The organism is Corynebacterium sp. 1103A (genome assembly GCF_055700955.1).
This window is the reverse complement of record NZ_JASTTF010000009.1, coordinates 1-21,104: the sequence shown is the minus strand read 5'-3', so window position 1 is coordinate 21,104 and position 21,104 is coordinate 1. Positions and strand designations below refer to the sequence as shown.

General features: G+C 65.7%; 20 protein-coding genes. 11 read left to right on the top strand and 9 right to left on the bottom strand.

The window, feature by feature from the left end:
• Positions 1-150: 150 nt before the first annotated feature.
• From QQS52_RS07650 to QQS52_RS07640, 3 genes are all read right to left on the bottom strand, one after another.
• On the bottom strand, positions 151-1,014 hold the full coding sequence (locus QQS52_RS07650; protein ID WP_472773308.1) for an aldo/keto reductase: 864 nt from the start codon (positions 1,012-1,014) through the stop codon (positions 151-153).
• A 112-nt stretch (positions 1,015-1,126) separates the two neighbouring features.
• Positions 1,127-1,486 (bottom strand): FKBP-type peptidyl-prolyl cis-trans isomerase, encoded by a 360-nt coding sequence (locus tag QQS52_RS07645; protein WP_070769354.1) that lies wholly within the window; start codon positions 1,484-1,486, stop codon positions 1,127-1,129.
• A gap of 138 nt (positions 1,487-1,624) precedes the next feature.
• Positions 1,625-2,941 carry a citrate synthase gene (locus QQS52_RS07640; RefSeq protein WP_472773307.1) on the bottom strand — a complete coding sequence of 439 codons (1,317 nt, stop codon included), beginning with the start codon at positions 2,939-2,941 and terminating at the stop codon, positions 1,625-1,627.
• A gap of 237 nt (positions 2,942-3,178) precedes the next feature.
• Between QQS52_RS07640 and serC the strand changes: the two genes are divergently transcribed.
• The 3 genes from serC to QQS52_RS07625 all read left to right on the top strand — a co-directional run bounded on the left by serC (position 3,179) and on the right by QQS52_RS07625 (position 6,424).
• A complete protein-coding gene (gene serC / locus QQS52_RS07635; RefSeq protein ID WP_472773306.1) occupies positions 3,179-4,333 on the top strand; it encodes a phosphoserine transaminase in 1,155 nt (384 codons plus the stop codon).
• 72 nt (positions 4,334-4,405) lie between these two features.
• Positions 4,406-5,536 carry a septation protein SepH gene (gene sepH / locus QQS52_RS07630; protein ID WP_472773305.1) on the top strand — a complete coding sequence of 377 codons (1,131 nt, stop codon included), beginning with the start codon at positions 4,406-4,408 and terminating at the stop codon, positions 5,534-5,536.
• A 15-nt stretch (positions 5,537-5,551) separates the two neighbouring features.
• A complete protein-coding gene (locus tag QQS52_RS07625; RefSeq protein ID WP_472773304.1) occupies positions 5,552-6,424 on the top strand; it encodes a DUF6928 family protein in 873 nt (290 codons plus the stop codon).
• On the opposite strand, the gene QQS52_RS07620 is transcribed toward QQS52_RS07625, so the two are convergent.
• The 3 genes from QQS52_RS07620 to QQS52_RS07610 all read right to left on the bottom strand — a co-directional run bounded on the left by QQS52_RS07620 (position 6,394) and on the right by QQS52_RS07610 (position 9,500).
• Positions 6,394-7,197, bottom strand: coding sequence for a TrmH family RNA methyltransferase (locus tag QQS52_RS07620; RefSeq protein WP_472773303.1), 804 nt, complete (start codon positions 7,195-7,197; stop codon positions 6,394-6,396). The genes QQS52_RS07625 and QQS52_RS07620 overlap by 31 nt on opposite strands.
• Before the next feature lie 19 nt (positions 7,198-7,216).
• Positions 7,217-8,641 (bottom strand): NCS2 family permease, encoded by a 1,425-nt coding sequence (locus tag QQS52_RS07615; RefSeq protein WP_472773302.1) that lies wholly within the window; start codon positions 8,639-8,641, stop codon positions 7,217-7,219.
• 196 nt (positions 8,642-8,837) lie between these two features.
• Positions 8,838-9,500: a DUF3027 domain-containing protein gene (locus QQS52_RS07610; RefSeq protein ID WP_472773301.1), complete on the bottom strand. Its 663-nt coding sequence runs from the start codon at positions 9,498-9,500 to the stop codon at positions 8,838-8,840.
• A gap of 111 nt (positions 9,501-9,611) precedes the next feature.
• Between QQS52_RS07610 and QQS52_RS07605 the strand changes: the two genes are divergently transcribed.
• Together QQS52_RS07605 and QQS52_RS07600 are read left to right on the top strand one after the other, a co-directional pair.
• Positions 9,612-10,421, top strand: a complete 810-nt coding sequence (locus QQS52_RS07605; protein WP_472773300.1) for a glutaminyl-peptide cyclotransferase — start codon at positions 9,612-9,614, stop codon at positions 10,419-10,421.
• Between the two features lie 11 nt (positions 10,422-10,432).
• Positions 10,433-11,008: a DUF2771 domain-containing protein gene (locus tag QQS52_RS07600; RefSeq protein WP_472773299.1), complete on the top strand. Its 576-nt coding sequence runs from the start codon at positions 10,433-10,435 to the stop codon at positions 11,006-11,008.
• A gap of 55 nt (positions 11,009-11,063) precedes the next feature.
• Here QQS52_RS07600 and QQS52_RS07595 read toward each other — a convergent pair whose 3' ends face one another.
• Positions 11,064-11,444, bottom strand: a complete 381-nt coding sequence (locus QQS52_RS07595; RefSeq protein WP_472773298.1) for a cold-shock protein — start codon at positions 11,442-11,444, stop codon at positions 11,064-11,066.
• Between the two features lie 379 nt (positions 11,445-11,823).
• Here QQS52_RS07595 and QQS52_RS07590 point away from each other — a divergent pair, with 379 nt between their 5' ends.
• The gene (locus QQS52_RS07590; RefSeq protein ID WP_472773297.1) at positions 11,824-12,444 is read left to right on the top strand and encodes a resuscitation-promoting factor Rpf1 domain-containing protein; all 621 of its coding nucleotides are present in this window, start codon (positions 11,824-11,826) and stop codon (positions 12,442-12,444) included.
• Positions 12,445-12,659: 215 nt separating this feature from the next.
• On the opposite strand, the gene QQS52_RS07585 is transcribed toward QQS52_RS07590, so the two are convergent.
• On the bottom strand, positions 12,660-12,851 hold the full coding sequence (locus QQS52_RS07585) for a hypothetical protein (protein ID WP_472773296.1): 192 nt from the start codon (positions 12,849-12,851) through the stop codon (positions 12,660-12,662).
• Between the two features lie 65 nt (positions 12,852-12,916).
• Between QQS52_RS07585 and QQS52_RS07580 the strand changes: the two genes are divergently transcribed.
• From QQS52_RS07580 to QQS52_RS07560, 5 genes are all read left to right on the top strand, one after another.
• Positions 12,917-15,001, top strand: coding sequence for a helicase-associated domain-containing protein (locus tag QQS52_RS07580; RefSeq protein WP_472773295.1), 2,085 nt, complete (start codon positions 12,917-12,919; stop codon positions 14,999-15,001).
• 135 nt (positions 15,002-15,136) lie between these two features.
• Complete coding sequence (locus QQS52_RS07575; RefSeq protein ID WP_472773294.1) at positions 15,137-16,030, top strand: ABC transporter ATP-binding protein; 894 nt, start codon at positions 15,137-15,139, stop codon at positions 16,028-16,030.
• 4 nt (positions 16,031-16,034) lie between these two features.
• Complete coding sequence (locus tag QQS52_RS07570) at positions 16,035-17,213, top strand: ABC transporter permease (RefSeq protein ID WP_472773293.1); 1,179 nt, start codon at positions 16,035-16,037, stop codon at positions 17,211-17,213.
• Positions 17,214-17,279: 66 nt separating this feature from the next.
• Positions 17,280-18,929, top strand: coding sequence for a DNA repair helicase XPB (locus tag QQS52_RS07565; protein WP_472773292.1), 1,650 nt, complete (start codon positions 17,280-17,282; stop codon positions 18,927-18,929).
• Positions 18,916-19,554, top strand: a complete 639-nt coding sequence (locus QQS52_RS07560; protein ID WP_448872945.1) for a DUF3239 domain-containing protein — start codon at positions 18,916-18,918, stop codon at positions 19,552-19,554. Before QQS52_RS07565 ends, QQS52_RS07560 begins: the two co-directional genes overlap by 14 nt.
• 30 nt (positions 19,555-19,584) lie before the next feature.
• On the opposite strand, the gene QQS52_RS07555 is transcribed toward QQS52_RS07560, so the two are convergent.
• On the bottom strand, positions 19,585-20,910 hold the full coding sequence (locus tag QQS52_RS07555) for a lyase family protein (protein ID WP_472773291.1): 1,326 nt from the start codon (positions 20,908-20,910) through the stop codon (positions 19,585-19,587).
• Positions 20,911-21,104: the final 194 nt, after the last annotated feature.

Below are 21,104 nucleotides of genomic sequence, written 5' to 3'. Positions count from 1 at the left end.
AATCCGCCAAGTTTTTCACCTTAGCAGAAGTTAGCTACCCCCACTCCCCCACCTGACCTGCATCAGTATTGCTTAGCAAATTACCCCCAGATACGGTCAAACCCCCGTCTGCAAAGGTTGCAAACGGGGGCTATCGCAGAAGCCGTGGACTTAAGCGCCCTCTCCCGGGAACTCGCGCGGATCCTTAAACATGCGCCCGAAGCCCGGCTGGCCCTCCAGGCCGTCGATGACCTCGATGTCGGCCGCGTCCAGCTCGACGTCGACCGCGCCCAGGTTTTCCTTGAGGCGCTCGGACTTCGCCGACTTCGGGATGACCGAAATCCCCTTGTCCATCAAGTAGGCCAAGGCGACCTGGCCCGGGGTCGCGGAGTGCTTGCGGGCAGCCTCCTCGATGACCGGGTTGCCCAGTACGACGCCGCGGGCCAGGGGCGACCAGGCCTCGGTGATGATGTCGTGTTCGGCATGGAAGCGGCGCAGCTCCGGCTGGGTAAAGCCCGGGTGCAGCTCCACCTGGTTGAGCACCGGCACCACGCCGGTCTGGTCGATGATCTCCTGCAGCGGCTCCTCGTAGAAGTTCGCCACGCCCACGGAGGCAATCTGCCCCATGCCCTGCAGGCGGGCGATGGACTCGAAGGTCTCCACGAACAGCCCGCCCTGCGGCCACGGCCAGTGGATCATGTACAGGTCCAGGTAGTCCAGGCCGAGCTTCCGCAGCGACTCGGTAAAAGCCTCCTGGACCTTCTCTGCGCCATGGTGATCGTGCCACGCCTTCGAGGTCACGAACAGCTCATCGCGGGTGACGTCGCCAGCACTGATGGCGTCGTTGAGCGCCTTACCCAGCGCTTCTTCGTTCTCGTAGAGGGTGGCGGTGTCGAAATGACGGTAGCCCAGCTCAATGGCCTCGCGCACCACGGAGATGCACTCCTCGCCGTAGAGCTTGTAGGTGCCCAGGCCCAGCTGCGGCATAGAGCGGTCGTCGTGGAAGTTAACTGATGGAACTGTCATAGTCTCCATTGTGCCTGGAAACCCCGCGCCCGTGTGGGCTAAGCAGAAGAAAATTCCCCTTCCCAGAGTCTCCGGGAAGGGGAATGCACGGAATGCGCGGCGGGCCGCGGGTGCGCCTTAGCTAGGAGGCGCGCAGCAGGTCAATGATGAAGACCAGCGTGCGACCGGACAGCGGGTGCCCGCCGCCGGCCGGGCCGTAGGCCTTCTCCGGCGGGATGATGAGCTGGCGACGCCCGCCCACCTTCATTCCGGGGATGCCCTCCTGCCAACCGGCAATGAGGCCGGTCAGCGGGAACTCGATGGACTGGCCCCGGTCCCAGGAAGAGTCGAATTCCTGGTTGGTCTCGTAATCCGCGCCCACGTAGTGAACCTCGACCAGCCCACCCGGTTGTGCCTCCTCTCCGTCACCGACGACGATGTCCTCGATGACGACGTCAGTTGGCGCCGGCTCCGTGTGGGCTTCAATCTGTGGCTTATCCATGGGGAGTTCTCCTTGGGAGTATTGGGAAGATTTGGCATGTTCAGCGCAGTGAGCACTGAACCAAATATTCCCTAGTATAAGGCAACTGCCCACCCAGCCGAAGCCGGGCCAGGCAGTCGTCCTGCGGAATTGTGGGTTTTAGCGCTCTGCGCGCGGGGACACCTTGCGCAGGGTTTCGCCGGTGAAGACCTGACGCGGGCGGTTGATCTTGGTGTTGATCTCCAGCTGCTCGCGGTACTGGGCGATCCAGCCCGGCAGGCGGCCGATGGCGAACAGGACGGTGAAGAAGTCCGTCGGGAAGCCCATGGCGCGGTAGATCAGGCCGGTGTAGAAGTCCACGTTCGGGTACAGCTTGCGCTGGATGAAGTAGTCGTCGTTCAGGGCGATCTCTTCCAGCTTCACGGCCAGGTCGAGCAGGTGGTCGCCGCCCAGGTGCTCCAGGATCTCGTGCGCGGTGTCCTTGACGATGGCCGCGCGCGGGTCGTAGTTCTTGTAGACGCGGTGGCCGAAGCCCATCAGGCGGACGCCCTTTTCCTTATTCTTCACGCGGTTCATGAAGTCGGTGGCGTCGCCGCCGTTGGCGTGGATCTCCTCCAGCATCTCCAGCACGGCCTGGTTAGCGCCGCCGTGCAGCGGGCCGGACAGGGCGTTGATGCCGCCGGCGATAGAGACAAACATGTTCGCCTGCGCGGAAGCAATCATGCGCACGGTGGAAGTGGAGCAGTTCTGCTCGTGGTCGGCGTGCAGAATGAGCAGCTTGTCCAGGGCCTTAGCCACAACCGGGTCGACCTCGTAGGGCTCGGTCGGGTAGCCGAACATCATGCGCAGGAAGTTCTCGCGGGCGTTCAGCGCGTTGTCCGGGTACATGTAGGGCTTGCCCTGGGAGGCACGGTAGGCGTAGGCGGCCAACATCGGCACCTTGGCCAGCAGGCGGACCGTCGCCTTGTCCAGCTGCTCTTCGTCCAGCGGGTTCAGCTGGTCCTGGTAGTAGGAGGACAGAATGTTAACCGAGGAGGCCAGCACGGCCATCGGGTGCGCGTCGCGCGGGAAGATGTTGAACTGGGCCTTGAAGTCCTCGTCCAGCAGGGTGTGGTGGCGGATCTCCTGGTTGAAGCGGGACAGCTGCTCCTCGGTCGGGAGAGCGCCCTTGATAAGGAGGTAGGAGACCTCATTAAAGGTGGCGTTTTCCGCCAGGTCCGCGATGTCGTAGCCGCGGTGGCGCAGAATGCCCTCTTCGCCGTTAATAAAGGTGATCTTGGACTCGGTGGAGCCGGTGGAGGCATAACCCGGGTCAAAGGTGACCAGGCCGGTCTCGTTGCGAAGTTTGGAGATATCGAAACCGGAGTCGCCTTCGGTGGACTGCTTGATGTCCATCTCGTACTCGCCACCCGGGTAGTGCAGTACAACCTTGTTGTCTTCAGAAGCCACGTGCTTGTCCTTTCTGTAATCCTTCATGCGCTTGGGAGCCAGAGAAAAAGATGCAGTCGGCTTTACCCAGCGATACTATGCCCGAAAAGCGTTCGGGCATACCAGGCACCACTTTACCAATTGTCTGTGACCCCTACTACACCAACCGGACGAGCGTCCTGTTAAACGCCCCTACCGCCTTGTTTCCCGTTACGGGCACACCCATTCTAGGTTAAATTCTAATAACTGACAGAAAATAGGTTGGTCGCCGTTTAGGCTATGCGCATGACGACGCCCGAGTTAACTTTGCCAACTGAACTTCTCCCCTCCGATGGACGCTTCGGCTGCGGCCCGTCCAAGGTGCGCCCCGCCCAGATCGACTACCTCGCCCGGCACGGCCAGGACATCATGGGGACCTCCCACCGCCAGCCCGCGGTAAAGAATCTAGTGGGCTCCATCCGGGACGGCCTGAGCACACTCTTCCAGCTGCCGGAGGGCTACGAAATTATCCTGTCACTGGGCGGGGCCACGGCCTTCTGGAATTCCGCGGCCTTCGGACTCATCGAGCGCCGCAGCGCCCACCTGACCTACGGGGAGTTTTCCTCCAAATTCGCCAAGGCCACGGCCAAGGCCCCGTGGCTGGAGGAACCGGTCATCACCGACGCCCCAGTCGGTACCGCCCCCGATCCCCTCCACGCGGACACCACGGACTGCGACTGCGTGGCCTGGGCACATAACGAGACCTCCACCGGCGCAATGGTCCCGGTTAGCCGGCCGGAGGCTAGCGGAAACCAGCTGGTTCTGGTCGATGCCACCTCGGGTGCCGGCGGCCTGCCCGTAGACGTCAGCGCCGCGGACGCCTATTACTTCTCCCCGCAGAAATGCTTCGCCGCCGACGGCGGCCTGTGGCTGGCGGCCTTTTCCCCCGCCGCCCTCGAGCGGGTCGACAAGATCGCCACCACGGATCGCTACGTCCCGGAGTTTCTGGATCTGAAAATCACGGTGACCAACTCGCGCAAGAATCAGACCTACAACACCCCGGCTATCGGCACGCTGCTGCTTCTGGACGAGCAGGTCCGCTGGATGAACGACAACGGCGGCCTAGACGGCATGACGCAGCGCACCCGCGCCTCCTCCGAGATCCTCTACGGCTGGGCGGACAGCCACGCCCTGGCCCAGCCCTTCGTGCAGAACCCAGCGGCCCGCTCGCTGGTGGTCGGCACCATCGACTTCGACGAGACCGTCGACGCTGCCCGCCTAGCCGCCGTCCTGCGCGCCAACGGCATCCTGGACGTGGAGCCCTACCGCAAGCTGGGCCGCAACCAGCTCCGGGTGGGCATGTTCCCCGCCATCGAGCCGGACGACATTCGCACCTTGACCCAGGCTATTGACTACTGCCTGGAGGCCGGTGCCGCCAACATACCCACTGACTTGGCATAAATTCTGCCTTGGGTCGACTACAGTGGAGCCCATCACAAGTAACCCTGTCCTCCACGGCTGAAGGAGACTCGCATGCGCGAGCTGTTTTTAGTTAACAGCGACTCAACCGAATCATCCCTGGTGCTGCGCGCCGACGATGGGGAGGAGTTCTTCCTCGCCGTCGACGACGCGACTCGCTCCACGCTGGCCTCGACCATCCGGCCGACGGATACCGAGACCAGCGCCGGGGACCTGAGCGCTGACAGCTCGCAAGAGACCTCCACTGGCGGCAGCGAGGCCGGCGAAGGCTCCTTCACCGGTCAGGACCACGGCCACGCCGATCACGCCGACGCTGGTGCGGGGGCGGCCAGTACGCCCACGCGCCTGCATGCGGCGTCGCCGGCGGGGACCTCCAGCACCGGGCGGGCCCGGCCGGCCACGCACGCGGAGTCCAAGAAGACCCTGCCGCTGCGCCCGGCGGAGATTCAGAACCGCATCCGGGCCGGGGCATCGGCCGCCAGCCTGGCCGAGGAGCTGGGCGTGGACGAGTCCCGCCTCGAGTCCTTCGCCCACCCGGTGATGCTGGAGCGCTACCGGGTGGCGGACCTGGCCAAGCAGGCCCACCCAGTCCGCGAGGACGGTCCGGCCAAGCTGACCCTCTGGGAGGTGTTGGCCACCGCCTTCGCCGCCCGCGGGCACACCCTGGCCGAGGCCGAGTGGGACGCTTACCGCGAGAAGGGCGAGCCCTGGGTGGTCTGCCTGCGCTGGCGGGCGGGCCTGTCTGATAACGAGGCCGAGTGGCTGTTCAAGCAGACCATGACCTCCGAGCCGACCGTCGAGGCCCGCAACTCCGTGGCCGCAGATCTGACCGACCCGGACTTTGCCCAGCCGGTGCGCTCGCTGACCTCGGTCGGCCGCGGCAACCGCTATGAGACCGCGGTGCTGGGCGACGGCTGGGACGACGAGCACGACGCCGCGGCTGTCTCCGCCGCCAACGGGGAGTCCCTGCACGACGCCTCCGCTCCCGCGGAGCCCGACGACGCCGGCCGCGACCGCCCGGACTCCGCGGAGCACAGCGGTGCGGAGGAGGGCTTACCGGAGGAATTCCTTCAGAACCCGGATCCGGAAAAGAAACCGACCAAGCGCCGCCGCAAGGCCGTGACCCCGCACTGGGAGGACGTGCTACTCGGCGTGCGTGCCAACACGAAGCGCCCGAAAAACTAAGCGACTACCAGGACCATGGATATTTCCCGCGCCGTCATTACCTTGTGGTACGTGACCTCCCCTAACCCCGCCGCCGTTCTCGAAGCTGAGCCCAAGGCCGATCGCGGCTATGGCCGCAAATTCCTGGCCCAGCTCAACCCAGCCTTCCCCATCACTCCCATCGGACAGTTCCCTTTTAACCGCTCCGCCCCCGCGGACAGCGCCGAGTACTACATCGGCGGCTACCCGGGCGTGACGGTGGTCCAGACGGTGATTGAGGGCGAGGGCATCATCCTCTCTCAGCTGCCGCAGGCCCTGCGCAAGGCGGCGCCGTGGGACAACCTCTACGCCTTCGTCCACCACGACGAGGACACCTACGCCGGCTTCGCGCACTTCCAGGACAGCGAGCTGAAGCGCTCGCTGTGCTGCACCCGCATGGAGGTGCTGGAAGACTCCGGCCTGCCCGAGCCCTTCGAAGGCCCCTACTGGGCCGGCGAGCACAACGACTCCACCGGCGGCATCGCTCTGCCCTTCCGCCCGCGCGATCTGATGGAGGAGGCCCAGCGCGCGTGGCTGGGCGTCGACATCAGCGCCCAGGGCCCGGACCTGGACGTGGTGGGCTACGCCGTGGACGGGCGCCCGGAGCCGAAGCTCGACAAGCCCCAGCGCCCCACCATCGCGCGGGTGACCTCCGCCTCGGCCGCGAAGCTGGGCATCGGCCCGGGCAACACCGACTACGACGACTACGAGGACGCCGCGGCCGAAGAGGAATCCACCGGCGACGAGTTCCGCGCCCTGGCGCTGGCCTCCGCGGCCGCCGCCCGGCGCGTGGGCGCCACCGCGAACAAGTGGTGGTCCAAGGCCTCGCGCAAGGTCTCTCAGTCCCTCAAGGACCGCTGGCGCTCGTAGAAGGCCACGGCCGCGGCGGTGGCCACGTTGAGCGAATCCGTGTGCTGCGACATGGGGATGCTCGCGCGCACGTCGGTCGCGCGCATCGCGTGCTCGGTCAGCCCCGGGCCCTCCGCGCCGACAAGCAGCGCCACCTTCTCCGCCCTGGCGACGGCGTCTGCGATGTGTGTGTCCCCGCCCGGGGTCAGCGAGACCAGCCGGAAGCCGGCCTCGCGCATCACGTCCAGGGAACGCTGCCAGGTGGTGTACCCGCCCTCGAAGCGGGCGAACGGCAGGCGCAGCACGTGCCCCATGGACACGCGCACGCTGCGGCGGTATAAGGGATCGGCCGCCCCGCTGCCCAGCAGGACCGCGTCCACGCCTAGGCCCGCCGCGTTGCGGAAGATGGAGCCGATGTTTTCGTGGTCTCCCACCCCCTCGAGCACGACCACCGTGCGCGCCTTTGCCACCACGTCCCCAACTGCTGGCAGCGTCGCGCGGTCCGCGGCGGCGACGAGCCCGCGGTGCATATCGAAACCGGCGACTTGAGCCAGCGTGTCCCGCTCGACCTCGTAGACCGGGCAGCCGGGCTCGCCGTAGGTCTCGACGTACTGGTCGATCTTGTTGGCAAAGCCCACCAGGCAGCGCACCGGGAACGGGGATTCGACCAGGCGGGAGACCACCAGGTGGCCCTCCGCAATGACTAAACCCTCGCCGGACTTATCGGACTTGTTCAAGTCCCGGATATCGTCCAGGCGAGGGTCGTTCGGGTCGGAGATGAAAGTTCTATCCATGCCCCTAATCTAGCGCACGCTATTCCACCAAACTCATGATGGGATCCATGGCGAAGTAGACCACGAACAGGCCGGAGATGAGCCACATCAGCCAGTGGGTCTCCTTGGCCTTGCCGGCGAAGGTGGACATCAGGGCAAAGGAGATGAACCCGATGCCGATGCCGTTGGCGATGGAGTAGGTAAACGGCATCACGACGATGGTGAGGAAGGCCGGGATGGCCACGTACATCTTGTCCCACTCGATGGCGGTGAGCTGGCCGGCCATCATCACGCCTACGACCACGAGGACCGGGGAGGCGGCCTCGATGGGCACGACCTCGTAGAGCGGGGTTAGGAACATGGCCAGGATGAACAGAACGCCGGTGGTGATATTGGCCAGGCCGGTGCGGGCACCGTCGCCGATACCGGCGGAGGAATCCGCGAAGACGGTGTTTGACGAGGCCGAACCCAGGCCGCCGACGACGGCGCCGAAGCCCTCGACGACCAACGCCTTCTTCAGGTGCGGCAGGTTGCCCTCGGAGTCGGTCAGGTTGCCGTGCCGGCCGAGTGCCGTCATGGTGCCCATGGCGTCGAAGAAGTTGGTCAGCACCAGGGCGAAAACCAGCAGGGTCGCGGCGACCACGCCGATGCGGCTAAACGCCCCTAGCAGGTCGACGGCGCCGACAATTGACAGGTCCGGCACCCCGCCCAGGGAATCCGGCACCTTCGGCACCGCCATGTTCCAGCCGCCGGTGTTCTCCGCGGCGGAGCCGGCGCCGGTGAGCGCCTCGACGACCATGGCGATGATCGTGGTGGCGATGATGCCGATGAACAGCCCACCCGGCACGTTGCGGATGACCAGGGCCGCACAGATGATAAGCCCCAGCACGAAGACCAAGCTCGGCCACGTGGAGAAGGAACCGCTAATACCCAGGCTGACCGGCACGGTGGTGTTCGCCGCGTCCGGCACGCGGGTGACGAAACCGCCGTCGACGAAGCCGATCATGGCGATGAACATGCCGATGCCCACGCCCATCGCGGCCTTCATGGAGGCCGGGATGGCCTTGAAGACCGCGGTGCGGAAGCCGGAGACAGCCAGGATGACGATGATGATGCCGTCGATGACCACCAGGCCCATGGCCTCCGACCAAGTCAGGCCCTCCGTGGCCACAAGGCTGACCGCCACGAAGGTGTTCAGCCCCAGCCCGGCGGCGAACGCAAAGGGGTAGTTAGCGATGGCGCCGAAGGCGATGGTCATCACGCCGGCCACGAGCGCGGTGGCGGCTGCTACCTGGGGTACTCCCAGGGTGTTTCCATCGACGTCCTGGGAGGTGCCCAGGATGAGCGGGTTGAGGAGGATAATATAGGCCATCGCGAAGAACGAGACGGTACCGCCTCGGATCTCGGCGCCTATGGTGGATCCGCGTTCGGAGATTTTGAAATAGCGATCGAGCGTCGCGCGCATGGAGCTGACTTCCCTTTACTAATGTCACCGTGCCCTATTGATTTACCGCTAACAGTTTCATACTTGTCAGCCCCGCGCACAAAATCCTCCACCCCCGCCCGGCTCCGGCGCGCCCACCCCACCCCACCGCACCCGTCGCGCGCCGCGACTGCCAACGAAGGCGAGCGGCACGCCGCTACTCGATGAGAGCGGGCTGCTAGTGGAAGGGAGCTTCGTCGTCGAAGACGGTGTCCGGGTCCACCGCCGGCTCCGGGGCGATGGTGGTCCGGGAATGGGCGCCGCAGCCGTAGCGGGCGTGGACGGCGCGCCCGTCGGCGGAGTACTCGTTGGCGCACACGCCGAAGCTGTCCTTCAGCGGCAGGAAGAACGCGCAGGTCGCGCACTGCAGGTGCGCCTGGGCGGCCATGAGCGCTTCCGGCCCGTAAGAAGCCAGCCAGCGCTGGGCCGCCTCCTCCCAACCGGCCTGGCTCAGCGCGCCGTCGTCGCTCAGGCGGCTATCCCCCGGCGCGGGCGGCATGACGTCGCCTGGCTCTAGGTCCCCGGGGCGCACCCGGTCGGTATAGGGCACCCAGTCCGGCGCCTGCAGGGCCTCCCCGCCGGGGACGAGGGCTAGCTCGCTGACGGTGACCTCGTCGCTGCCGGCGGCGCAGGCCAGGACCGCCTGCCATTCCCACCCGTGGTAGCCGGGCACGTCGGCGGCGAAGCGGTGGGTGACCGCGTGCGGGCTCAGCCCGCCGACGCCAATGTGGCGGCCGACATCGCCGTCGCCTAGTTCTTCCAGGGCCCACCGAGCGGTGTCGACGGCCGCCGAGCCTAGCAGCGGGTTGGTGGAGGTGGATTGGCGCTTTTTAGAGGACACATCGAATCATTATGGTGCATATGGGGCACAATATGGTGTATGGGTTCCCTCTTGTCGCCAGCACGTCACCGCCAGCGCCCCCGCAATCGCCAGCAAACGCGCCGGTGGGGCGTGCTTCTGACCTGCGCCGGCCTGGCCTTAAGCGCCTGCAGCAGCTTGCCTGACGCAGACCGCAACGCCGACAACGCTGCCTCCTCCCCGGAAGGCGGGGCCACCACGGCCGCACCCGCGGTCGAGTACCTCAAGGCGCAGGTGGTCGAACGCCTGGACTACGACGAGAGCCTGTTCACGCAGGGCCTCGAAGTCGACGAGGACGGCACCCTGCTGGTGGGCACCGGGCGCTACGGCGAATCCGGCGTGCACCGGCTGGTCCCGGGCGAGACCTCCCCGCAGCAGTCCACCGCGCTGGCTGGCGATCAGTTCGGCGAAGGCATCACCCGTAGCCGCGACACGCTTTGGCAGTTGACGTGGAAGTCGAGCACCGCGCTGTCCTTCGACGCGGAAACCCTCCAGCCCACCGGCTCCGCGGAGTATTCCGGCGAGGGCTGGGGCTTGTGCGATATGGGCGACCGGCTGGCGCTTTCCGACGGCACCTCCACACTGCGCTTCGTGGACCCGGAAAGCTTCGACGAGCTGGACCGGGTCACGGTCACCTTGGAGGGCAAGGAGGTTGATGAGCTCAACGAGCTCGAATGCGTCGACGGGCAGATCTACGCCAACGTCTGGTTTTCCACGGACATCCTGCGCATCGCCCCGTCCACCGGGATGGTCAACGCCGTCATCGACGCCTCGGGGCTGGATAATAACGCCGCGGCCAACCCCGACAACGTGCTCAACGGGATAGCGCATATCCCGGGCACCGACGAGTACTACCTCACCGGTAAGCGGTGGCCGGATCTGTACCGCGTGACCTTCGAGTAAGATCTATGCCCATGGCCACCCGCAAAGAGGCAAAACGCAAGCAACTGATCCAGGTCTTGGCGCTGATCATCGCCGTCATCGTCATTGTGGTGGCGGTGGTGTTGTTCCAGAATTGGTGGAACAGCCGCCCGGGCCCGGAGCCGGAGGATGTCGCGGTTACCGCCCGCGTCGGAGACAAGGAGCTCGAGGTCCATCCCTATATGTCCTGTGAGCCGGGCACGGAGTGCGAGGAAAAGGACGTCCCCAACCTGGAGGTCCGCCCCGACGACAACCTCGTGCTGGACATCCCGGAGGCCATTCATAACCACGAGTGGCGGGTACTGAGCATCTACGACGACCCTGCCGCCAATGATGAGACCACCCACGGCGCCTACGACACCGAGACAGTAGAAATCCCCGGGTCCGTGGATCCGATTGAGGAATCCACGTCCGGGGAAAATAAGGAGCGCCCGAAGCTGATGGTGGTGGAGGTCTCCTCCATCATGATTGGCACGGACGCTAAGGGGGAGGAAACCCCCTACACCACGGTCTGGTCACTATCGACGATGTCCGACGCCGAGCGCGCCGCGCAGGAGCAGCAGAACTAGCCGCCCAGGCGCTGGACGATCCGTCCAGCGCGGGCCCAGCTGTCCAGCCACAGGCCTAGCTGTCCAGGTCCTTGGCGATGACGCGCAGGATCTCTGCGACCTGCCGGCCGGTCTTGCGCTCCGGGTAACGCCCGGCGCTCAAGGCCGGCTGTACTTGTGTTTCCAGGACGGTCATCACGTCCGAAATCATGCTGCCGAGCTCTTCCGGCTTGCGGGCGGGGCTGCGGCGGCGCGGGCTATCCAGCACCTTCACGCGCAGCGCCTGCGGGCCGCGGCGACCGGCCGCGAAATCGAATTCAATACGCTGGCCAGGGTGCAGATCGGTGACACCCTTGGGCAGCACGTTGCGGCCGATGTAGACGTCCTCATCCCCCGGGTTGGAGGCGAAGCCGAAGCCCTTCTCCGCGTCAAACCACCTGACCTTACCGATGGGCACGTTGGTTCACCACTTTCTTCTTCTCATAATGGAACCAACCATTCTAACCCCTGGCGGCACCAAAAATGAAGTCAATAATCGGACTACAAAAACACCGTGGTGATCCATCTCACGTCGATAAAATTTTCCTGGGACTAGATCGCCTCACCTGCGCTTTCCACTTTAAGGTTTTCACACGCGCCACTCGGGGCCCATCGACGTGTGTCGAAAAGTGTCGAGAACGTGACACTTTCGTTATAAACCGATAGTCTGTCTGCTAGGCACTTGGCCCCACGTTGGTCGAAGACATCCCCGACTAACCGCCTTCCCGCGCTGGTGGCCAAATTTTTACGTGCAAAAGAATTGTAACCGACCGGGGAAATAGAGAGGACCTACAACAATGGGACGCCACTCGGCAAAGACTACTTCCGTAGCCACCAAGTTCGCCGCTAGCACCGTCGCAGTCGGTGCAGCCGCTGCCATCATGGCACCGGCCGCCTCGGCCGCTCCGGACTCCGACTGGGACCGCCTGGCCCAGTGCGAGGCCGGCGGCAATTGGAACATCAACACCGGCAACGGCTACTACGGCGGCCTGCAGTTCAACGCTGGCACCTGGCAGGCCTACGGCGGCAACGAGTTCGCCCCGACCGCCGATGGCGCTACCCGTGAGCAGCAGATCTTCGTTGCCGAAAAGGTCCTGGCCAACCAGGGCTGGGGCGCATGGCCGGCCTGCTCCGCTAGCTTGGGCCTGAACTCCGCCCCGACCGACCGCTCTCACCCGAACGCTGCCCCGGCTCCGGCCGCTCCGGCTGACGCCCCGGCCGCCGTTCAGGAGGCCGCCAACGCCGGCTCCAGCGAGCTGGCCGTCGACGCCCTCTACAGCGCCGTGAAGTCCAAACTGGCCACCTACGGCATCCAGGTCCCTGCCCCGATCCAGCAGTTCTACGAGGCCAACCGCCACGACTTCAACGCTTTCTACACCGCCAACCGCGGCCAGATCGACTCCATCCTGAGCCTCTAAGAAAGTTCCCCGCCGGGCCCCGCCCCGGCCGGAGTCATCTCCAACAAACAAAGGAAAGGCGCCCCCACCCCGGGTGGCGCCTTTTGGTATCTCTACTGCAGCACCTTAAGCCAAGTGCCCAGATCAGAGCCCGCACAGGGCCCACACCACCGGCGCAGGGATGGCCAGGGCATAGAAAATGCCCGGTCGCCAGACCGGGCATTGCTGCGGGCGAACTACTTGTTGATGCGGGTGTAGGGGTGCACGTAGTCCAGCTTGTCCGCCGGCAGCGGCAGGACGGTGTCGTCACCGTACGGGCTGGAGGCACCCGCAAACGGAGCGGTAACTTCGGTAATGGCATGTTCGCGGCCTTCCATGTTCTGCGGCCAAGCCGGAGAAACAAAGCCCTTCTTCTCTACATTCGACATACTCCTTATTGTGCCAAACCCGCGCGAAAAAAGTAACTCAAATGGCACTAAACTTGTCTTCTACGATGAGTATCACCCCTTCTGACCCCAGCCGCACCGCGCAGTACCGGGATTTCCTCGCTAAATTGGACACGGATCAGCTCACTACTTTGTTTGGGCACCGCCCCGACGCCGCGGTCCCTCCCCCGCCGGGGCCGGCGCCACTGGCCACCCGCTTGCTGCTGCGGACCTCCATCGCCCGCGCGCTGGGCAACTGCTCGGCTGACCTGCTAGCTGCACTAGAACGCGCGGCCAACCTCGGCGCGGAGCTAGAAGAGGTCCACGCCGGTGAGGTTGCGGCGCCGGAAGTCACCGACGCTCTGTGCGAGCGCGCCCTGCTGTACCGCACCGGCCCGGACAAGGTGATGCTGCCGGCCGAGGTGATGCCGGCTCTGCCGACTGGCTGGTCGTTGCTCAACCAGGTGGAGGTTACCCCCGCGGGCCTGGCGCAGCTGCCCGAAGAACAGCTCGAGGTGCTTTACGGGATTGCCCACGCCGGCGGCGCCAGCGCGGCCAGCACGTTCGCGGAAGGCCCCGTGGCGCAGCTCGAAGAGCGCGGGTTCGTCCTCCGCCCCGAGCCGGGCACGCTGCGCCTGCCGCGGGCGGTCCTGGGGGCCGTGCACGGGCGCGAGCACCCGGTCATTCCGCTCGAGCCGATTGCCCCGCCCGAGGCGCCGCGCCCGGATGCGGCTGCTGATGCCGCCGGGGCTGCCAGCGGCCTCGACGTCGCCCGCGAACTCGAGCGCTTAATCGAGTACCTGGGCCGCAGCCCGGTCAGCCTGCTCAAGGACAAGTCCGTGGGCAAGACGAGCGTAAAACAACTGGCCAAGGCACTATCACTACCGGAGCCGGGCATCACCCGGCTGATCCACCTGGGCTATAGCGCGGGCCTGCTCGGCCGCGGCGAACCCATCGGCTACGAGGGCAACTTCCTGGCCCCCACCGCGGCCGCGGCGGACTGGCAGGACCTGGCCCTGGGCGAGCGCTGGCAGGCGCTCATCGAGGCGTGGATGGCCAGCCCGTGGCAGTCGTGGTCGACTGAGCACCCCTTGGACAAGGAGGCCTGCGACCCGCACCTGCCCGGCTACCGGCAGCGCGTCCTTAAGGTTTACCGGCACCGCGCGCGTGCGCTCAGCGCGGAAGAATTCTCCGCCGAGCTGCGCTTTTCTTCGCCGCTTTTCGCGCGCCTAACCAGCCCGGAGACCATCGCCGCCCTCGCCGCAGAAGCGCAGTGGCTGGGGCTTATCGCCCGCGGGCGCGCCACCACCGCACTGACCGGCAACGCCACCGATCTCGCGCCGGAGGAGATTTCCTATTTCCTCCTGCAGGGCGACCTCAGCATCATCGCCCCGGGACCGCTGACCAGCCCCGTCCAGGCGAAGCTAGCCCTGATTGCCGATCTCGAATCACCCGGCCTGGCCAGCACCTACCGGCTGAGCGAGGAGTCGCTGCGCCGTGGCTTCGACGCGGGCTGGTCGGCCACCGATTTCCAGGAGTTTCTGGCCGAGCACTCCGCGGGCGAGGTCCCACAGCCGGTGAGCTTCCTGATCCAGGACAGCGCCCGGCGCCACGGCGCCCTGCGCGCCGGCCCGGCCAACGCGTATCTGCGCAGCGACGACCCGGCAGTGCTCGCCCAGGCGGTGAGCGCCGTGCCGGAGCTGCGCCTGCTCGCCCCCACCGTGGCCGTATCCCAGGTTCCGCTGCGAACACTGCTGGACAAGCTCCACCGCGCTGGCCTGAGCCCCGCCGCCGAGGACGCCGCCGGCGCGACGGTGCAGGTCGCCCCGCCGCGGGCGACCGTGCCCCCGCCCAAAGCCTTCCACCCGCCGGCGGACCGACTCGCCCCGGCCGCCTTAAACGCCGCGGTCGACGCTGTCCGCGCCGGCAGCCCCGACGAGCCGGCGGCGGCAACCGGCCCCGACCTGGATCTACTGCAGGCGGCCGTGCGTTCCGGGCGGGCCGTAGTCATCGGTTACGCCACCAAGACCGGGGCGCAGAAATCCTTGCGCGCCACGCCGCTAACGGTCTCCGGCGGACAGGTCGACGCCCGCACCCAGGCGCGGACCGTGCGTATCCCGCTGTCCCGGATTACCTCGCTCACCCTGGACTAATCGGGCCGGCCCGGCCCTCGCCGCGAGGCACGCGGCGGGGCTATCCCGACGGTAATATTGCAAGTGCCCTTGACGCAATGTTGTGTTTATGCAATATTTTACTAAGAACATCGACCCGACCCGGAAGGCTCCCGAGTGCCACGACTGGAAATAGACCAACTCAATAAGTCCTACGGTGACCACCGCGTCCTCCACGATCTTTCGCTCAACGTCGGCGCGGGTGAAATCTACGGCTTCGTCGGCTCCAACGGCGCCGGCAAGTCCACCACCATGCGCATCGCGCTGGGCGTGCTGTCCACCGACTCCGGCCAGGTCCGTTTGGACGGCGAGCCGCTGGATGACAGCAACCGCCGCCGGATCGGCTACATGCCGGAAGAGCGCGGCCTCTACGGAAAGGAGTCGTTGGTCAGCCAGCTGACCTTCTTCGCCTCGCTGCACGGCATCCCGGCCGCGAACGGCAAGGCCAAGGCCGGCGAGCTGCTCGAGCGTCTCGGCCTGGGCGAGCGCAAGGACGACAAGCTGGATGATCTGTCGCTGGGCAACCAACAGCGCGTCCAGCTGGCCGCCTCGCTGATCCACTCCCCGGACGTGCTCATCCTAGACGAGCCCTTCTCCGGACTCGACCCGGTGGCCATGGAGGTTATGAGTGAGATGCTCGTCGAGCGCGCCCGCTCCGGCGTGGCCGTGCTCTTCTCCTCCCACCAGCTGGACCTGGTTCAGCGCCTGTGCGACCGCGTAGGCATCCTCTCCCACGGCCGGCTCGTCGCAGAAGGCGGAGTCGAAGAGCTGCGGAACTCCGGCCCGGTGCGCTACCGCGTGGCCACCGAGGCCCGCGGCTGGTACCCGCCCGGCTGCGAGGTCGTCGAGGAAGGCCCTGAACACGTGGTGCTCACCGCCGAGGACGTGGATGACCAGACCATCCTCCGCGCCGCCCTCCAGGCCGGGCCCGTCCACGCCTTCGGCCGCGTAGTCCCTGACCTGACCGAACTGTTCCGCGACGTCGTCTCTTCGACCAACCAGGAGGCCTAAACCCATGCGCTATTCTTCCCCCGCCACCATCTGGACCGTGGCCAAGCGCGAGATGGCCATCACGGCCAAGACCCGCGCCGTCCAAATCACCGTTGCCCTCTTGCTACTGGTGACCATCGGCGGCATCACCGCCGCTAACTTCTTCTTGGGCTCCGATGACGAGGCCGACACCGTCGCCGTCGTCGAGATGCCCACCGAGGCCTTCGACAACAGCGGACTTGACACCCGCGGGGCTGACGATGCCGACCAGGCCGCCGAGCTGGTCCGCAACGGCGACGCCGAGGCCGCCCTGGTCCCCGGCGACGAGGGCTGGGACCTTATCAGCCAGGACGGGGATCCCAGCCAGACTATGACCGCCACCATCAACCAGGTGGTCGAGGCGTACGCCAGCCAGACCGCCCTGCAGGAGCTGGGGGTCAGCCCCGCCGACTACGCCCAGGCGCTGCCGGAGACTACGGTCAACGTCGTCAGCGTGGACGAAGCCGACGGCACGGCCAACAGCGAGGACGACATCGTCTCAGTGCTGACCGTGCTGGCCGCGGCGATGATCATCATCTTCTCCGTCATCAACTTCGCCAGCCTGGTCGGCGGCCGAGTGACCGAGGAGAAGTCCTCCCGCGTGGTGGAGATCATCCTCTCCTCCGTCCGCCCGCTGGACTTTTTGGCCGGCAAGATCCTGGGGGTTACCATCTTCGGTTTCGTCACCACCCTGGTGCTCGTCGGCGCCGGCGCCGCCGCCCTGGCGTTTACCGAATTCTCGGACCACTTCTCGCTCGACTGGAGCCTCTTCGGCGTCATGCTGGTCGGGTGCCTGCTGGGCCTGCTCTTCTTCGGCAGTCTCTACGCCGCGGCCGGCTCCCTCATCCAGCGCACCGAGGACCTCCAGTCCACGCAGACGCCGATCCTCATCCTGCTCATCCTCACCGCCTACGTGCCCGCCTTCGGCTGGAACAACCTGGACTCCACTCTCATGCAGGTGGCCGGCTGGCTGCCGCCATTTTCCATGCTGACCGCCCCGATGCAGTACGCGGTGGGCAATTTCGGCGCCGCCCAGCTGGCGCTGTCCTACCTGCTCTTCGCAGCAACCACCGCCGCGGTCATCTGGTTGGTTGCCCGCATCTACCGCGGCGCTATCCTCAATAACGGAAAGAAAATGACCTGGCGCGCTGCCCTCAAGAGCTAAGCCAACCTCAAGGCTCAAGCCGCGCTGGGTTGTCCCCGACCGTTTTTCGAGGAGAACCACCGCCCTATGCCCGGCCCGCTCATCGTCCAATCCGACAAGACCATCCTGCTGGAGGTCGATCACCCGGAAGCCGATAGCGCCCGCCGGGCGCTTGCCCCCTTCGCCGAACTCGAGCGCGCGCCGGAGCATATCCACACCTACCGCATCACGCCCCTGGCGCTGTGGAACGCCCGCGCCGCCGGCCACGACGCCGAACAGGTCGTGGACGTGCTGGAGAGCTACTCCCGCTTCCCCGTCCCGCAGGCGCTGCTCGTCGACGTCGCGGAGACGATGTCGCGCTACGGCCGCGTCAGCATTGACAAGCACCCAGCCCACGGTCTCATCCTCACCTCGGCGGAGCCGGCCATCCTCGCGGAGCTGGAGCGCCACAAGAAGGTCGCCCCACTGCTGGGCGCCCGGATTGACGAAAACACCTTTGCGGTGCCACCCTCCCACCGCGGGCGCCTGAAGCAGGCGCTGCTGCAGGTCAGCTGGCCGGCCAGCGATACCGCCGGCTACGTCGACGGCGAGTCCCACCCGATTGCCTTAACCGAAGACGGCTGGCAGCTGCGCGACTACCAGCGCCGGGCCACGGATTCCTTTTGGGAGGGCGGCTCCGGCGTGGTGGTGCTCCCCTGCGGTGCGGGCAAGACCCTGGTCGGCGCGGCCGCCATGGCCCGCGCGCAGGCCACTACCTTGATCCTCGTGACCAACACGGTGGCCGGGCGCCAGTGGCGCGACGAGCTGCTGCGCCGCACGAGCCTGACCGCCTCGGAGATCGGCGAGTACTCCGGCGAGAAGAAAGAGATCAAGCCGGTGACCATCGCGACCTACCAGGTGGTCACGCGCAAGACCCGCGGGGAATACGCCGCACTGGACCTGTTCGACTCCCGCGACTGGGGTCTAATCATCTACGACGAGGTCCACCTGCTGCCCGCCCCGGTCTTCCGCATGACCTCCGACCTGCAGTCGCGGCGCCGCCTAGGGCTGACCGCCACCCTCATCCGTGAAGACGGCCTGGAGGGCGACGTCTTCTCGCTAATCGGGCCCAAGCGCTACGACGCCCCCTGGAAGGACCTGGAAAACGCCGGTTTTATCGCCACCGCCGAGTGCACCGAGGTCCGCGTGGAGATGACTCCTGAGGAGCGCATGACGTACGCGACCGCGCCGACGCGGGACCGCTACCGCCTAGCAGCCAGCGCGGAGGCAAAATACCGCGTGGTCGACCAGCTCGTTGCCTCCCACCCGGGCGTGCCGACGCTAATTATCGGCGGCTTTATCGACCAGCTCAAGACCATCGGTGAGCACCTCGGCGCGCCCGTTATTGACGGCCGGACCTCGACCGCCAAGCGCGAGGAGGCCTTCCGCTCCTTCCGCGCCGGTGAGACCACCACCCTGGTGGTCTCCAAAGTGGCAAACTTCAGCATCGATCTCCCGGAGGCCGCCCTGGCCATCCAGGTCTCTGGCACCTTCGGCTCGCGCCAGGAAGAAGCCCAGCGCCTGGGCCGCCTGCTGCGCCCCAAGGCCGACGATAACGAGGCCGAGTTCTACACCGTGGTCACCCGTGACAGCGTGGACGCTGAGTTCGCCCTCCACCGGCAGCGATTCCTCGCGGAGCAGGGATATGCCTACCGCTTGGTCGACGCAGTAGACTTGGATGGCAATGAAGATCTTTAAATTTGAGGTCGATGAGGCCTTCGCGAAAAAGCACAACGAACTGCTCCGGGACTCCAAGCGGCTGCTGATGTCCGGGCTCATCATGGGCGTGCTCCTGGTGATTATCGGCGCGGCCCTTTGGTACTTCGTCGAGTCCGCGTGGGGCTTTACCGTCGGGCTGGGCATCATCCTGTTCGGCATCATGTGTGCCGTGGTCGGCGTTCTCTCCTCCCGCAAGGTGGGCACCGCCCAGCAGCTCTACGACTCCTACCCGCTGGCCCCCGGCGTCATTGCTGAGGTCACCGACCGAGAGATGTACCTGCTAGCCCTAGTCAACACCAACGTCGATCCGGAAGCCGAGCCCCGCTGGGGCGCCGCACTGCGCCGGGTGAATTCCATCCCGGGCGTGGACCGCAAGGTCGGCACCAAGGTCCCCGTCGCCGCGATTGGCGGGCACCACACCAACTCAGACAAGAACCACTGGCAGCAGATCTCCCCGATGCCCATCGCGTGGGGCACCCCCGACCAGGAGGTCGTCGCCATCGCCCGCAAGTCCATCCCCCAGGACCAGTGGCAGCGCCTCGAGCGCGCCCGCAAGCGCCTGAGCGACGTCAAGGCCACCAAGTTCGACCTGTTGGTCCTCTAGTTGACTAGCTCCCAATCATCGCCCGTGCTATTAAATGGCGCGGGCGATTTCGCTTGCTAGACCCGTGTAATTTTCCGGCCGTTGGATTTCCGTGAGATCCACGAACTTTAGTTGGTCTGCGACCTCGGGGCGGCCCGCAATATAGTTTTCCAGGCTAATCCCCGTGTCCCGGTACTGGGTGGCAAAGTCCTGGACCAAGTCGTGGGCCGGACCGTGGCCAATAACCTTGGCAAACTCCATCATGATGGCTTCGGTCATGGTCAAAACGCCCTCGTCTTCGACGTTGGCGCGCAGCGCAACGGCATCGAAGGAAAGGTTGCCGAGGAGCTTTTCCAGCTTGCGTCCGGCGCCTTCCACCGCGGCGAAAATACGCGGCAAACAATCGCGCTCGACCTCAATGGCGCGGTGGTCGCGCTCATCCGCGCTAGGCGTCTGGGTGAGCATAGTGGACGCCGCTCCTGCCGCCATACGAGCGGCGGCGGAGATCTTCATAGTTGTAAACGGGTTTCGCTTTTGCGGCATGGTACTCGAACCCGAAAAATGCGGGTCGAGTTCTTCCTCCGCCTCGCCGGTGTCGGAGCGCTGCATCTCAAAGAGGTCCTCCGCGATCTTGGCCAAGGTCTGGCCGTAGATGCTGACGATGCAAGCAAGCTCCGTGATCGTGTCTCGCTGTGCGTACCAGGCGATTTCCTCGAACTCGAGCCCCAGGCGGCGAGCGACCAGGCGCGCGACAGTCGAGCCGTGCTCTCCCATCGCGGCATAGGTGCCCACCGCGCCGGAGAATTGCACGAGCAAGACGTGATCGCGAGTGTTCTGCAGGCGCCCGTAACAACGGCGCAGCGCCTTGACCCACGTAGCCACCCGGTAACCCAACGTAGTGGGCAAAGCATATTGTCCGTTGGTGCGCGCGACCATTACCGTCTCCGCGTGCTTGTGCGCCAAGTCCACGAGTACGTCGATGAGGCGACGCAGGGTACGCATGATCAGATCCAGGCTCGCCTTGATCTGCAACGCGCGTCCAGTATCAAGAATGTCTTGGGTCGTCGCCCCGAAGTGAGCCCAGCCCCGGGCGTCCTCGGGTAGCTCCGCGCGGAGCGCATCCAGGCCTAGGGTGAAGGGGTTGCCCGTTGCACCGCGGCTAATTGCCTCCTCTACCTCCGAACTAACCGAGGAGTTGTCTACGACGGCAGCCGCCGCGGATTCCGGGATCATCCCCACCTGTCCCTGTGCCGCCGCCAGCGCCGCCTCCACGGCATACCAGCCGGCAATGGTCTCCCTCACCGACCACACCTTCTCCATCTCAGGAGTGACGTAGCCGCGGCTGCTGATCGCATTGTCAAAAGAACTAAAGGGCATGGTGCAATTCCGAACTTTCTAAGGAAGTAGGCAATAGTTCGTAATTCTAGACCCGCCGATGACAGCGACCACAATCAGCTAGATTCGCTAGCCCAAAACCGAGCTGGTGCCCTCCTCTGGGCATGCGAAAGCACCCGGTAGAAAGCTATGGTGGTGGTTTCTACCGGGTGCTTTGGTTATTGAATTATGTGTTG